Annotated in this window: 13 protein-coding genes; 9 read left to right on the top strand and 4 right to left on the bottom strand. The window is 71.2% G+C overall.

The annotated features are described in order from the left end of the window. The first annotated feature begins 33 nt into the window (after nucleotides 1–33). The 4 genes from dnaK to B4U46_RS16760 are packed head-to-tail and all read left to right on the top strand — an operon-like array spanning nucleotide 34 to nucleotide 4227. Entirely contained in the window at nucleotides 34–1878 is a 1845-nt protein-coding gene (gene dnaK / locus B4U46_RS16775) for a molecular chaperone DnaK (RefSeq protein WP_079428305.1), read from the top strand. Further along, nucleotides 1878–2546, top strand: coding sequence for a nucleotide exchange factor GrpE (gene grpE, locus B4U46_RS16770; protein WP_079428302.1), 669 nt, complete (start codon nucleotides 1878–1880; stop codon nucleotides 2544–2546). The genes dnaK and grpE overlap by 1 nt, the downstream gene beginning before the upstream one ends. Nucleotides 2547–2585: 39 nt before the next feature. Then, a complete protein-coding gene (gene dnaJ / locus B4U46_RS16765; RefSeq protein ID WP_079428300.1) occupies nucleotides 2586–3761 on the top strand; it encodes a molecular chaperone DnaJ in 1176 nt (391 codons plus the stop codon). A gap of 1 nt (nucleotide 3762) precedes the next feature. Then, nucleotides 3763–4227 carry a heat shock protein transcriptional repressor HspR gene (locus B4U46_RS16760; RefSeq protein WP_079428299.1) on the top strand — a complete coding sequence of 155 codons (465 nt, stop codon included), beginning with the start codon at nucleotides 3763–3765 and terminating at the stop codon, nucleotides 4225–4227. A gap of 108 nt (nucleotides 4228–4335) precedes the next feature. Here B4U46_RS16760 and B4U46_RS16755 read toward each other — a convergent pair whose 3' ends face one another. Then, nucleotides 4336–5403: a helix-turn-helix transcriptional regulator gene (locus B4U46_RS16755; protein ID WP_107438276.1), complete on the bottom strand. Its 1068-nt coding sequence runs from the start codon at nucleotides 5401–5403 to the stop codon at nucleotides 4336–4338. Between the two features lie 102 nt (nucleotides 5404–5505). On the opposite strand from B4U46_RS16755, the gene B4U46_RS16750 reads away from it, so the two are divergent. Further along, nucleotides 5506–5778 (top strand): hypothetical protein, encoded by a 273-nt coding sequence (locus B4U46_RS16750; protein ID WP_185117295.1) that lies wholly within the window; start codon nucleotides 5506–5508, stop codon nucleotides 5776–5778. Then, nucleotides 5778–6092, top strand: coding sequence for a (2Fe-2S)-binding protein (locus tag B4U46_RS16745; RefSeq protein WP_042820115.1), 315 nt, complete (start codon nucleotides 5778–5780; stop codon nucleotides 6090–6092). The genes B4U46_RS16750 and B4U46_RS16745 overlap by 1 nt, the downstream gene beginning before the upstream one ends. Nucleotides 6093–6277: 185 nt before the next feature. On the opposite strand, the gene B4U46_RS16740 is transcribed toward B4U46_RS16745, so the two are convergent. Next, nucleotides 6278–6697, bottom strand: a complete 420-nt coding sequence (locus B4U46_RS16740; RefSeq protein ID WP_079428295.1) for a pyridoxamine 5'-phosphate oxidase family protein — start codon at nucleotides 6695–6697, stop codon at nucleotides 6278–6280. A 112-nt stretch (nucleotides 6698–6809) separates the two neighbouring features. Here B4U46_RS16740 and clpB point away from each other — a divergent pair, with 112 nt between their 5' ends. Together clpB and B4U46_RS16730 are read left to right on the top strand one after the other, a co-directional pair. Then, a complete protein-coding gene (clpB, locus tag B4U46_RS16735; RefSeq protein ID WP_079428293.1) occupies nucleotides 6810–9401 on the top strand; it encodes an ATP-dependent chaperone ClpB in 2592 nt (863 codons plus the stop codon). 125 nt (nucleotides 9402–9526) lie between these two features. Further along, the gene (locus tag B4U46_RS16730; RefSeq protein ID WP_079428292.1) at nucleotides 9527–10069 is read left to right on the top strand and encodes a YbjN domain-containing protein; all 543 of its coding nucleotides are present in this window, start codon (nucleotides 9527–9529) and stop codon (nucleotides 10067–10069) included. A gap of 21 nt (nucleotides 10070–10090) precedes the next feature. On the opposite strand, the gene B4U46_RS16725 is transcribed toward B4U46_RS16730, so the two are convergent. Together B4U46_RS16725 and B4U46_RS16720 are read right to left on the bottom strand one after the other, a co-directional pair. Continuing rightward, on the bottom strand, nucleotides 10091–11239 hold the full coding sequence (locus B4U46_RS16725; protein ID WP_237292934.1) for a hypothetical protein: 1149 nt from the start codon (nucleotides 11237–11239) through the stop codon (nucleotides 10091–10093). A gap of 8 nt (nucleotides 11240–11247) precedes the next feature. Beyond that, entirely contained in the window at nucleotides 11248–12432 is a 1185-nt protein-coding gene (locus B4U46_RS16720) for a pyridoxal phosphate-dependent aminotransferase (protein WP_100863387.1), read from the bottom strand. Nucleotides 12433–13136: 704 nt separating this feature from the next. Between B4U46_RS16720 and B4U46_RS16710 the strand changes: the two genes are divergently transcribed. Then, nucleotides 13137–13655, top strand: coding sequence for a DUF2617 family protein (locus tag B4U46_RS16710; RefSeq protein ID WP_079428290.1), 519 nt, complete (start codon nucleotides 13137–13139; stop codon nucleotides 13653–13655). The last annotated feature ends 21 nt before the right edge of the window (nucleotides 13656–13676 follow it).

Genomic DNA, 13676 nt, shown 5'->3' with positions numbered 1-13676 from the left:
TCTGTTCCACTCAAGTCAGCTGGAGGAATCGAAATGGCACGTGCGGTCGGCATCGACCTGGGCACCACTAACTCCGTCGTCAGCGTTCTCGAAGGCGGCGAGCCCACCGTCATCACCAACGCCGAGGGTGCCAGGACCACGCCGTCCGTCGTCGCCTTCGCCAAGAACGGCGAGGTCCTCGTCGGCGAGGTGGCCAAGCGCCAGGCGGTCACGAACGTGGACCGGACCATCCGCTCCGTCAAGCGCCACATGGGCACTGACTGGAAGATCAACCTGGATGGCAAGGACTTCAACCCGCAGCAGATGAGCGCCTTCATCCTGCAGAAGCTGAAGCGCGACGCCGAGGCGTACCTGGGCGAGAAGGTCACGGACGCGGTCATCACCGTCCCGGCCTACTTCAACGACTCCGAGCGCCAGGCGACGAAGGAGGCCGGCGAGATCGCCGGTCTGAACGTCCTGCGCATCGTCAACGAGCCGACGGCCGCCGCCCTGGCCTACGGTCTCGACAAGGACGACCAGACCATTCTCGTCTTCGACCTCGGCGGCGGCACCTTCGACGTGTCCCTCCTCGAGATCGGCGACGGTGTCGTCGAGGTCAAGGCCACCAACGGTGACAACCACCTCGGTGGCGACGACTGGGACCAGCGCGTCGTCGACTACCTCGTGAAGCAGTTCCAGAACGGCCACGGCGTCGACCTGTCCAAGGACAAGATGGCGCTCCAGCGTCTGCGCGAGGCCGCCGAGAAGGCGAAGATCGAGCTGTCGTCCTCCACCGAGACGACCATCAACCTGCCGTACATCACGGCCTCCGCCGAGGGCCCGCTGCACCTGGACGAGAAGCTCACGCGCTCGCAGTTCCAGCAGCTCACCGCGGACCTGCTCGACCGCTGCAAGACCCCGTTCCACAACGTCATCAAGGACGCCGGCATCAGCCTGTCCGAGATCGACCACGTGGTCCTGGTCGGCGGCTCCACCCGCATGCCGGCCGTCGCCGAGCTCGTCAAGGAGCTCACCGGCGGTCAGGACGCCAACAAGGGCGTCAACCCGGACGAGGTCGTCGCCATCGGCGCCACCCTCCAGGCCGGTGTCCTCAAGGGTGAGGTCAAGGACGTCCTGCTCCTCGACGTGACCCCGCTGTCCCTCGGCATCGAGACCAAGGGCGGCATCATGACCAAGCTCATCGAGCGCAACACGACCATCCCGACCAAGCGGTCGGAGATCTTCACGACGGCCGAGGACAACCAGCCGTCCGTGCAGATCCAGGTCTACCAGGGCGAGCGCGAGATCGCGGCGTACAACAAGAAGCTCGGCATGTTCGAGCTGACGGGTCTGCCGCCGGCGCCGCGCGGCGTCCCGCAGATCGAGGTCTCCTTCGACATCGACGCGAACGGCATCATGCACGTCACGGCCAAGGACCTCGGCACGGGCAAGGAGCAGAAGATGACCGTCACCGGCGGCTCCTCGCTCGGCAAGGACGAGGTCGACCGCATGCGCCAGGAGGCCGAGCAGTACGCGGAGGAGGACCACCGCCGCCGCGAGGCCGCCGAGTCCCGCAACCAGGGCGAGCAGCTCGTCTACCAGACGGAGAAGTTCCTCGCGGACAACGCGGAGAAGGTCCCGGCCGAGGTCAAGACCGAGGTCGAGACGGCCGTCACCGAGCTGAAGGAGAAGCTCAAGGGCGACGACACCGCCGAGATCCGCACCGCCACGGAGAAGCTCGCCGCGGTCAGCCAGAAGCTGGGCCAGGCCATCTACGCCGACGCGCAGGCCGCCCAGGCCGCCGGCGGTGCCGGTGACGCGGGCCACGCCAAGGCCGACGACGACGTCGTGGACGCCGAGATCGTCGACGAGGACAAGCCGAAGGGCGGCCAGGCCTGATGTCGGAGGAGACCCCGGGCTTCGACGAGAAGCCCGAAGTCCCCACCGGCGCCGACGACGCCGAGCCGAAGGCCGCCGACTCCTCCAAGGAGAAGGAGGCGGCCCCGGCCGGGGACGCAGCTCAAGGTCCTGGGCAGGAAACGGCCCTCCTGGCGCAGCTGGACCAGGCCCGTACCGCACTCAGCGAGCGCACCGCGGACCTCCAGCGGCTCCAGGCCGAGTACCAGAACTACCGCCGCCGCGTGGAGCGGGACCGGGTCGCCGTCAAGGAGATCGCGGTCGCGAACCTGCTGTCGGAGCTCCTTCCCACCCTGGACGACATCGGCCGGGCCCGGGAACACGGCGAGGTGGTGGGCGGTTTCAAGTCCGTCGCCGAGTCGCTGGAGACGGCCGCCGCCAAGATGGGGCTGCAGCAGTTCGGCAAGGAGGGCGAGCCCTTCGACCCGACGATCCACGAGGCCCTGATGCACTCGTACGCGCCGGACGTCACCGAGACGACCTGCGTGGCGATCCTGCAGCCGGGGTACCGGATCGGCGAGCGTACGATCCGCCCCGCGCGGGTGGCGGTGGCCGAACCCCAGCCGGGCGCGGCTCCCGCCGGGAAGTCCGAGTCCGCCGACGGCGACACGCCGTCCGACAAGGACACGGATGCCCCCGACAAGGGCTGACGCACACCATGTAGGCAGGCGGGAGGAGGGACACCGGGGATGAGCACGAAGGACTTCGTCGAGAAGGACTACTACAAGGTCCTCGGTGTCCCGAAGGACGCCACCGAGGCCGAGATCAAGAAGGCGTACCGGAAGCTCGCCCGCGAGTTCCACCCGGACGCCAACAAGGGCGACGCCTCGGCCGAGGCGCGCTTCAAGGAGATCTCCGAGGCGAACGACGTCCTCGGCGACGCCAAGAAGCGCAAGGAGTACGACGAGGCCCGCGCCCTGTTCGGCAACGGGGGCTTCCGCCCCGGTCCGGGCGGGGGCGGCTCGTTCAACTTCGACCTGGGCGACCTCTTCGGGGGCACCCAGGGCGCCGGCCAGGGCGGCTTCGGCGGTGGCCTGGGCGACGTCTTCGGCGGCCTGTTCAACCGCGGCGCCGGCGCCGGTGCGGGCACCCGCACCCAGCCGCGCCGCGGCCAGGACATCGAGTCCGAGGTCACGCTCTCCTTCACGGAGGCCGTGGACGGGGCGACGGTCCCGCTGCGGATGTCCTCGCAGGCCCCCTGCAAGGCCTGCTCGGGCACCGGCGACAAGAACGGCACGCCCCGGGTGTGCCCGACCTGCGTCGGCACCGGACAGGTCTCGCGCGGCAGCGGCGGCGGCTTCTCGCTGACCGACCCCTGCGCGGACTGCAAGGGCCGCGGCCTGATCGCGGAGAACCCCTGCGAGGTCTGCAAGGGCAGCGGGCGCGCCAAGTCCTCCCGGACCATGCAGGTCCGGATCCCGGCGGGCGTCTCCGACGGCCAGCGGATCCGGCTGCGCGGCAAGGGAGCCCCGGGCGAGCGCGGCGGCCCGGCGGGCGACCTCTACGTCGTCGTGCACGTGGGCACGCACCCGGTCTTCGGCCGCAAGGGCGACAACCTCACGGTGACCGTGCCCGTCACGATCGCCGAGGCGGCACTCGGCGCCGACATCAAGGTCCCGACCCTGGGCGGCCCGGCGGTGACGCTGAAGCTGCCCCCGGGCACCCCGACCGGCCGCACGATGCGGGCCCGCGGCAAGGGCGCGGTCCGCAAGGACGGCACCCGCGGCGACCTGCTCGTCACGGTCGAGGTCGCGGTACCGGTGGAACTGTCCGACAAGGCCCGCGAGGCCCTGGAGATGTTCCGGGACGCCACCGGGTCGGAGGACCCGCGTGCCCTGCTGTTCGAGTCCGCGAAGGGAGCTTGACATGGAAGGCCGCCGACGACAGTCCCGTTTCGGTGACGGGGCGTACCAGTTGACCGACGAGACCCCGGTCTACGTGATCTCGGTGGCCGCCCAGCTCTCGGGACTCCACCCGCAGACCCTCCGCCAGTACGACCGCCTCGGCCTGGTCTCCCCGGACCGCACGGCCGGGCGCGGCCGGCGCTACTCGGCCCGGGACATCGAACTGCTCCGCACGGTGCAGCAGCTGTCCCAGGACGAGGGCATCAACCTGGCGGGCATCAAGCGGATCATCGAGCTGGAGAACCAGGTGGCCGCGCTCCAGCAGCGCGTCGCCGAGCTGTCCGCCGCGGTGGACGGCGCTGCCGCCGCCCTCCAGGCCCGTGAGGCCGCGGTTCACGCCTCGTACCGCCGCGACCTGGTGCCGTACCAGCCGCCGCAGCCGGGCAGCGCCCTGGTCGTCTGGCGTCCCAAGCGCCCGATGGACTGACGCCGGGCCCGCACCGGCCGGCGCGGTCGGTGCGACTCGCCGAAGGCCCCGTCCAGGCCCCTCAGGGGCCCGGACGGGGCCTTCGGCATATTCCCCCGCCCATTCCCCTCAGCCGGGCCCCGCAAGGCCCTCGGTGGGCCCCTGGCAGCCCGGGGCGGGCGCCGTCCCGCCCTCGTCGTGGAGGATGCCGGAGCGGGCGATGAGGTAGCCCAGCTGGGCCCTGCTGCCGCTGCCGAGGGCGGTGGCCAGCTTCGCGATGTGCGCGCGGCAGGTGCGTACGTTCATCCCCAGCCGGCGGGCGATCGCCTCGTCCACGTGCCCCTCGATGAGGAGCTGGGCGATGGAACGCTGGACGCCCGATATGCCGTCGGGCATGTGCGTGTAGGTGACCTCGTCGCTCAGCGGCACGGCCCGCCGCCACAGCTGCTCGAACACCTTGATCAGGTAGTCGACGAGCCCGGGGTGGCGCAGCTCCAGCGCCACGCGGCGGTCGTCGCTGGCCGGGATGAAGGCCACGGTCCGGTCGAACACTATGAGCCGTTCGATCAGCTCCTCGAGGGTGCGGATCTCCACCTTGCCCGTCGAGATGCGGTCCACGTAGGCGAGCGTTCCCTGGCTGTGCCGGGCCGTGTGCTGGTAGAGCGTGCGGATGCTCACCCCCCGGTCGATCAGCGGGGCGTCGCGCTCCAGGGCCTCGCTGAGGGCGTAGGAGGGCCGTGCGCCGCCGGGCTGGACCGTCAGCATCTCCGTGTGGCACTCGGCCGTGGCCAGGTCGAGGGCGGCGTTGATCTGGTCGAAGCCCTCCAGCACCGTGATGGCGTGGGTGTTGGCGGGGTTCTGCGCGCTGATGGTGAGGAACGGCTCGAATGCATCGGTGAGATCGACGGCGGTGCGCCGCCGTTCCTGGATTTCGCGCTCCAGCGGCTGCAGCCGCTGGGCGAGGGCGACGGACGGTGGAACTGCGCGGAGCTGGTTCGCGTCATCCGGGTCGGGCCGCAGGAGTGCGAATTCGAGCAGGCAGGGGGCGTTTGCCACTTCGCTGCGGGGGATGCGGCCGGTGCTGAGCGCCGCCGCGTACAGTCGTGCACCTTCGTCGCACAGTGATGTGACGGGGTGGGGATGTGTCGGGTTTGTGTCGCTTATGGGCAAATCTCCACCCCCCAGGGTCCTGAACATGCAAGAACATGATGCATCGTCCCTGTGGCCGTAACGTGCCTGAATGAGCCATGGTCTGACGTGCGGGGGAGAGGATTCCATCAAGTGAGGACGAAGCCGACCATGTACAAGAGAATGCTTCGCTCGGCGCTTGCCGTTGTTTTCTCCGCTGTTGCGGTCTTTGGGGCAGTCAGCGCCGTCAATGGCGATGCGGGGAGCGCTCGGGCCGACAGCGGTTGGAACACCGCGCCCGCAGGCAAGGAAGACAGCGGCTGGAACAACATGGCGTCCGGCGACAGCGGCTGGAACATCGCCCCGACGGGCGCCGGCCCGGTCGCCACGACGAACGGCGAGCCCGACAGCGGTTGGAACTCGACACCCGAGACGGTCGCCTGATGACCCCCGACGACCGCGACTTCCGGCGCGAGATGGCTTCGGCGTACCGCTCTGGCTGGCAGTTCATCGACCTCGCCACGGCGATCCCCTACGCCGGCGACTCGCTGATGGTCACCCTGTTCGGCCAGCCGATCGTCATCGTGCGCGAGGAGGACGAGGACGTCCGTGCCTACCGCTGCCTGCGCCGCCCCCGGGGCGCACCGCAGCCCGTCCGCTGTGAAGTGCGGTACGGCATGGTCTTCGTCAACCTCGATCAGCGTGATCACCAGCTCTTCGAACCCGATATCACCACCGCCACCCCCCGCAGTGCCTGAGGCGATTCCCCCGTCGTTGCAGATCGCTCCAGGTGCTTCCCCCACACAACGGCGCCATCGTGGACCTGACCACGATGGCGCCGTTGTGCTGTCCGCGTCCAGTGTCCGAACCGGACATCCGGGTGAGGATCCGCTGAGAAACGGTCCAGGACCGCTTGAGGACCGCTCGAATCCGGCCGTTTTTCTCAGGCGCGCCCCATGGCCCGGTCCAGCGTGATCTCCAGGACCACCCGGTCGGGGTTGGGCGAGGGCGTCCGCCCGTACCGCTGCGCGTAGCGCGCCACCGCCTCGGCGACCGACGCCTCGTCGCTGCGGACCACCGCGCGGCCCTCCAGCGTCGCCCAGCGCCGGCCCTCCATCTGGCACACCGCCACCCGTGCCGCTCCGCCGGGTGCCTCCAGGACGTTGCGCACCTTCTTGCTGTGCTTGCTGCTGATCACCCGCGCGAGCCCGGCCTCCGGGTCGTACGTCACCCCCACCGGGACCACGTGCGGGGTGCCGTCGGGCCGCGGGGTGGTCAGGGTGCAGACGTGCCGCTCCCGCCAGAAGGCGAGGTAGTCGGGCGTCGGGTTGAGTACGTCGTGGACCGGCTTCGAAACAGACATGGCCCGAAGCATATGTCCGGGCCGAATCCGGCCTTGAGTGGAATAGACTCAACTTTGCAGACGCTGAACCTGTCAGAGTTGTGAAAGTCCCGCCGGAGAGGAGAAACCGAGAGTGGACGCCGAGCTGACCAACAAGAGCCGTGACGCGCTGAACGCGGCCACCAGCAGGGCCGTCAAGGACGGCCACGCCGACCTGACCCCCGCGCACCTGCTGCTGGCCCTGCTCGCCGGCGAGGACAACGAGAACATCACCGATCTGCTCGCCGCGACCGAGGCCGACCAGGCCGCCGTCCGCGCCGGCGCGGAGCGGCTGCTCGCCGCCCTGCCCAGCGTCACCGGCTCCACCGTCGCGCCCCCGCAGCCCAGCCGCGACCTGCTCGCCGTACTCGCCGAGGCCGACTCGCAGGCGAAGGCCCTCGGCGACGACTACCTCTCCACCGAACACCTCCTCATCGCCGTCGCCGCCAAGGGCGGCCAGGCCGGTGAGGTCCTTTCCGCCCAGGGCGCGACCGCGAAGAAGCTGCTGGCCGCCTTCGAGAACGCACGAGGAGGACGGCGGGTGACCACCCCCGACCCCGAGGGCCAGTACAAGGCCCTGGAGAAGTTCGGCACCGACTTCACGGCGGCGGCCCGCGAGGGCAAGCTCGACCCCGTCATCGGCCGCGACCACGAGATCCGGCGCGTCGTCCAGGTCCTCTCGCGCCGCACGAAGAACAACCCGGTGCTCATCGGCGAGCCCGGCGTCGGCAAGACCGCCGTCGTCGAGGGCCTCGCCCAGCGCATCGTCAAGGGCGACGTCCCCGAGTCCCTGAAGAACAAGCGGCTCGTCGCCCTCGACCTCGGCGCCATGGTCGCCGGCGCCAAGTACCGGGGCGAGTTCGAGGAACGCCTCAAGACCGTCCTCGCCGAGATCAAGTCCAGCGACGGCCAGATCATCACCTTCATCGACGAGCTGCACACCGTCGTCGGCGCCGGAGCCGGCGGGGACTCCGCCATGGACGCGGGCAACATGCTCAAGCCCATGCTGGCCCGCGGCGAGCTGCGCATGGTCGGCGCCACCACCCTGGACGAGTACCGCGAGCGCATCGAGAAGGACCCGGCACTGGAGCGCCGCTTCCAGCAGGTGCTGGTCGCCGAGCCCACCGTCGAGGACACCATCGCGATCCTGCGCGGCCTCAAGGGCCGCTACGAGGCCCACCACAAGGTGGTCATCAACGACAGCGCCCTCGTCGCCGCCGCCACCCTCTCCGACCGCTACATCACCTCCCGCTTCCTCCCCGACAAGGCCATCGACCTCGTCGACGAGTCCGCCTCCCGGCTGCGCATGGAGATCGACTCCTCCCCGCTGGAGATCGACGAGCTCCAGCGCTCCGTCGACCGGCTGCGCATGGAGGAGCTGGCGCTGAAGAACGAGTCCGACCCGGCCTCGATCGAGCGCCTGGACAAGCTCCGCAAGGACCTCGCCGACAAGGAGGAGGAGCTGCGCGGCCTCACCGCCCGCTGGGAGAAGGAGAAGCAGTCCCTCAACCGGGTCGGCGAGCTCAAGGAGCGCCTGGACGACCTGCGCGGCCAGGCCGAGCGCGCCCAGCGCGACGGTGACTTCGACTCCGCCTCCAAGCTCCTCTACGGGGAGATCCCGGCGCTGGAGCGCGAGCTGGCCGAGGCCACCGAGGAGGAGGCCAAGGCCGGTCCCGTGAAGGACAGCATGGTCAAGGACGAGGTCGGACCCGACGACATCGCGGACGTGGTCGCCGCCTGGACCGGCATCCCCGCCGGCCGCCTCCTGGAGGGCGAGACCCAGAAGCTCCTGCGCATGGAGGAGGAGCTGGGCCGCCGCCTGATCGGCCAGACCGAGGCCGTACGGGCCGTCGCGGACGCCGTGCGCCGCACCCGCGCCGGCATCGCCGACCCGGACCGGCCGACCGGCTCGTTCCTTTTCCTGGGCCCCACCGGCGTGGGCAAGACCGAGCTGGCCAAGGCCCTCGCGGACTTCCTCTTCGACGACGAGCGGGCCATGGTCCGCATCGACATGTCCGAGTACTCCGAGAAGCACAGCGTGGCCCGGCTCGTCGGCGCCCCGCCCGGGTACGTGGGCTACGAGGAGGGCGGCCAGCTCACCGAGGCCGTCCGGCGCCGCCCGTACAGCGTGGTGCTGCTGGACGAGGTGGAGAAGGCCCACCCCGAGGTCTTCGACATCCTGCTCCAGGTCCTCGACGACGGCCGCCTCACCGACGGCCAGGGCCGCACGGTCGACTTCCGCAACACCATCCTGATCCTGACCTCCAACCTCGGCAGCCAGTTCCTGGTGGACCCGCTCCCCTCCGCCGAGGACAAGAAGGCCCGGGTCCTGGAGGTGGTCCGGGCGAGCTTCAAGCCGGAGTTCCTCAACCGCCTGGACGACCTCGTGGTCTTCGCGGCCCTCACCCGCGACGAGCTGGCGCACATCGCCGAGCTGCAGATCGGCCGCCTGGCCAAGCGCCTCGCCGACCGCCGCCTGGCCCTGGACGTCACGCCCGAGGCCCTGGCCTGGCTGGCCGACAAGGGCAACGACCCGGCGTACGGTGCCCGCCCGCTGCGCCGCCTGATCCAGACGGCCGTCGGGGACCGGCTGGCCAAGGAGATCCTGTCCGGCGAGGTCAAGGACGGCGACACGGTCCGCGTCGACGTGGCCGGCGAGGACCTGCTGGTGGGCCGGGCCCTGTAGCCCCCCGCGCCCGTAAGGACCGCCGCGCGTCCGTGTCCGCCCGGAGCGGATCGGGCGTGCGGGGGTGGACAGGGGGTGGGCGCGATGGTGGAGGATGGCTGTATCCGCACGAAGGGAAGTACACGGTGAGCATCGACCCGGCCTCGATTCCGAACTTCGGGGGTCAGCCCGAACCGCAGGCGACAGGACCGGCGGGCCCCGTCGTCCCCGACCAGGACCTGGTCAAGCAGCTCCTGGAGCAGATGGAACTCAAGTACGTCGTCGACGACGAGGGCGACCTCGCGGCGCCGTGGGAGGACTTCCGCACGTACTTCATGTTCCGCGGTGAGGGCGAGCAGCAGGTCTTCTCCGTCCGCACCTTCTACGACCGCCCCCACGCGATCGACGACAAGCCGCAGCTGCTCGAGTCGATCGACGACTGGAACCGCCGCACCCTGTGGCCCAAGGTCTACAGCCACACGCACGACGACGGCTCGGTCCGTCTGATCGGCGAGGCGCAGATGCTGATCGGCACCGGCGTCAGCCTGGAGCACTTCGTGTCCTCCACGGTCAGCTGGGTCCGCGCGTCGATCGAGTTCGACAAGTGGCTCGTGGAGCAGCTCGGCCTGGAGAAGGAGATCGACTCCGCCGAGGGCGACTCCGACTCCGAGGACGGGGACGACGCCTAGCCGTCCCCGCCCCCCGGCCCGCTACAGGGGCACCTTCGCCAGGAGCAGGAGGTACGCCCCGTAGCCGAACGACAGCCCGGCCATGCCGGCGGTCACCGCGACCGCCGTGCGCGGCCGGGCTTTCGCCGTGGCGGCGGCCAGCGGGATCAGCAGCGGGAACGCCGGCAGCAGGAACCGCGGCTTCGACTCGAAGAACCCCGCCCCGCCGAGGGTGATCACCAGCAGGACCGCGGTGTACACCAGCAGCGGCAGCGGCGCCCGGTCCAGCAGCAGGAGCACGGCCGACAGCCCGGCCACGGCCAGGGTGGCCACCGTGACGGCCACCGGGAGCGTCACGCGCCCGCCGGTCAGGACCTCGCCCACGGCGGCGACCGTGCCCGCGCCGAAGTCGAAGCGCGAGCCCCACTGCCGCTGCACGGTGAAGTAGCCGAGCAGCTCGTGCCGGCGCGCCCCGACGGCCAGTACGTACGCGACCCAGCCCGCGGGCGCCAGCAGCCCGGCCGCCCACACCTCGGGCGTCCGGTTGCCCCGCAGCAGCTCCCGCAGGGCCGGCAGGCTCACGGCGGCGGCCACGGCGATCCCGGTCGGCCTGGTCAGCCCCGCGAGCACCGCCAGGGAGGCCGCCCACATCCAGCGCCCGCGCAGCAGCGCGTACAGCGCCCAGGCGGCCAGTGCGCACAGCAGCGGCTCGGTGTAGCCGAGGTTCAGCACCACGGCGTGCGGCAGCGAGGCCCACAGCGCGACGAGCAGCACCCCGGCCCGCGCCCCGAGCAGCCGCTCCCCGACCCGGTACACGCCCGCGGCGGCCACCGCGGCGGCCGCCCAGGCCACCGCGAGCCCGGCGACGGGGCCGCCGCCGAAGAGGTGCACCAAGACGGGGTACAGCGGGAAGAAGGCGGCGTCGCTCTGGATGGAGTCGGAGGCGGGCCACATCTGGGTGCGGCCGTAGCCGTGGGCGGCGATGGAGAGGTACCAGTAGGAGTCCCAGGAGCCGCCGAGCACCTTGACCGGGTCGCGCCCGGCCCACCAGGCCCCGAGGGCGACCACCAGCACCCCGGCCCCGCGCACGCCGGCGAACACGGCGAGCGCCGCCCCGGCCGGCGCGGCCGGACCGGGGCTTCGGACGGTCCGCGCGGGGGCGGGCGGGGTCCGCTGCGTCGATACGCCCACGGCGGGGCCTAGAGCGCCCTCAGCCGGTCCACGGCTTCGCTCAGGACCTCCGTCTTCTTGCAGAAGGCCCAGCGGACCTGGGTGGAGCCGGCCTCCTGGTCGTCGTAGAAGACCTGGTTGGGGATGGCGACGACCCCGCAGCGCTCGGGCAGGGCGCGGCAGAAGGCCAGGCCGTCCTTCTCCCCGAGGGGGGAGATGTCGGTGGTGATGAAGTACGTGCCCTGCGGGCGGAAGACCCGCAGGCCGGCGGCGGTGAGGCCGTCGCTGAGCAGGTCGCGCTTGGCGGCGAGGTCGGCGCGGAAGGCGTCGTAGTAGGTGTCGGGGAGGGCGAGGGCCTCGGCGACGGCGTACTGGAAGGGGCCGGAGGAGACGTAGGTGAGGAACTGCTTCGCCGAGCGGACGGCCGAGACCAGCGCGGGCGGGGCGGTGATCCAGCCGACCTTCCAGCCGGTGAAGGAGAAGGTCTTGCCGGCGGAGGAGATGGTGACGGTGCGTTCGCGCATCCCGGGCAGGGAGGCCAGGGGGGTGTGGCCGCCTTCGAAGACCAGGTGCTCGTAGACCTCGTCGGTGACGACGAGCAGGTCGCGCTCGACGGCCAGCTCGGCGATGGCGGCGAGTTCCCCGGGGGTGAGGACGGTGCCGGTCGGGTTGTGGGGGGTGTTGAGCAGGAGCAGGCGGGTGCGCGGGGTGACGGCGTCGCGCAGGGCGTCGAGGTCGGGGCGGAAGCCGGGGGCGCGCAGGGTGAGCGGGACGCGGACGGCGCCGGCCATGGCGATGCAGGCGGCGTAGGAGTCGTAGAACGGCTCCAGGGCGATGACCTCGTCGCCCGGTTCGAGGAGGGCGAGGAGGGCGGCGGCGATGGCCTCGGTGGCGCCCGCCGTGACCAGGACCTCCGTGTCGGGGTCGTAGCCGAGGCCGTAGAAGCGCTGCTGGTGGGCGGCGATCGCCTCGCGGAGCTCGGGGACGCCCGGGCCGGGCGGGTACTGGTTGCCCCGGCCGTCGCGGATCGCCCGGACGGCCGCCTCGGCGATCTCGGCGGGGCCGTCGGTGTCGGGGAAACCCTGGCCCAGGTTGATCGACCCGGTGCGGGCGGCCAGGGCCGACATCTCCGCGAAGATCGTGGTGCCGAAGGCCGCCAGGCGGCGGTTGAGGAAGGGGCGGTCGCTGCTCACGAGTGCGCTCATGGGCGCCATCCTGCGGGGAACCTCTGGACTTGCTCAAGTGCGCTTTGGCGGGTTCGGCCCGCGGGCATCCCCCCTGCACACGGGACACGGGGATCCCGTCCCCCGGGGGACCGGGGGTGTCAGGAAGGGGGCGGTGGCCATGGTCGTCGTCGTACTGGTCGCAGGGGCGATCGCCGCAGTGGTCGTCTGGGTCGCGAGGAAGCTGTCCGGCGGGGGCGGATCCGGCAGCGGCGGGAGCTCCGGCGGCAGCTGGTGGGCGGGCGGCGGGGGGTCTTCCTCCTCCTGCGGTTCGTCGTCCTCCTGCGGATCGTCCTGCGGTTCCTCCTGCGGTGGCGGCGGGTGCGGGGGGAGCTGACACTGGAGCGGGGCGGCGGGGGCCGCGTGGACAGGGCGCCCGGCGGGGACAACTTCCTTCGGGCGTCTTCTTGTTCGGGTGCGTACGAAGGCGTACGGACGGCCTGGTGTTGAACACGTGAACCGGGTAGCCCCCGAGGGGATGTAAACCCCTTCAAGTTGGGTAAAAACGCTGTGAGTGCCGTGCCTTTCATGATTCCCTCGGTTGAGTAGACCAGTCCTCGGAGGACCTCCCTGGACTTCTCCCCCAGCTACCGCTGGGGGGACCCCCAGTGGACCCGTGCCGGTATTCCCCCACCCGTTCTGTTGCCGCCGGCGGGCCCCGGCCCCTCTCCCTCGCGCGTTTGCGGAGCCGACTCATGCTCACGACCCTCCAGACCACCTACACCGACACGCGTGCCGCCGATCTCGCCTGGGCCCTGGGACGGGACCGGCTGCCCGCCCTGGCCGTACTGAACCTCCAGCTCCAGGACGCGAAGGTGGAGTTGCGCCTGCTCGGGGCCTCCCATCAGGTGCTCCTGGAGGAGGGCGAGGTGCTCTGTTCGGAGACGGTCGCCTGTATGCCCGGCAGCCGGACGCCGCTGCCGCTGGGCGTGGCCAAGCGGGTGGGGGACTGGGAGTACGAGTTCGCCGCGCGCGTCGAGACCCTTTCGCGCGGTTCGTTCGCGGGACGGGCGCAGGAGCTGCTGGCCCTGGTCGCGGATCACCCGAACGGACTGGCGGGCACCTTCCCGGGCGACCCGCACGCCTTCACCGCCATGCTGGCCCAGCACCACGAGGGGCAGGTGCGCTGGCGGACCTGGCACGCGTACCCGCAGGAGGGTCAGCTGGTGGCCACCCGGACCCGGGTGGGCGTGCGGATGGGGGCGCCGGTCTAGCCGCCGTTCCGTACGGCCGGG

The sequence above is a fragment of the Streptomyces katrae genome (assembly GCF_002028425.1).
GTDB lineage: Bacteria > Actinomycetota > Actinomycetes > Streptomycetales > Streptomycetaceae > Streptomyces > Streptomyces katrae_A.
Note: the sequence above shows the minus strand (reverse complement) of the source record. Positions and strands in the feature narration are given on the sequence as shown.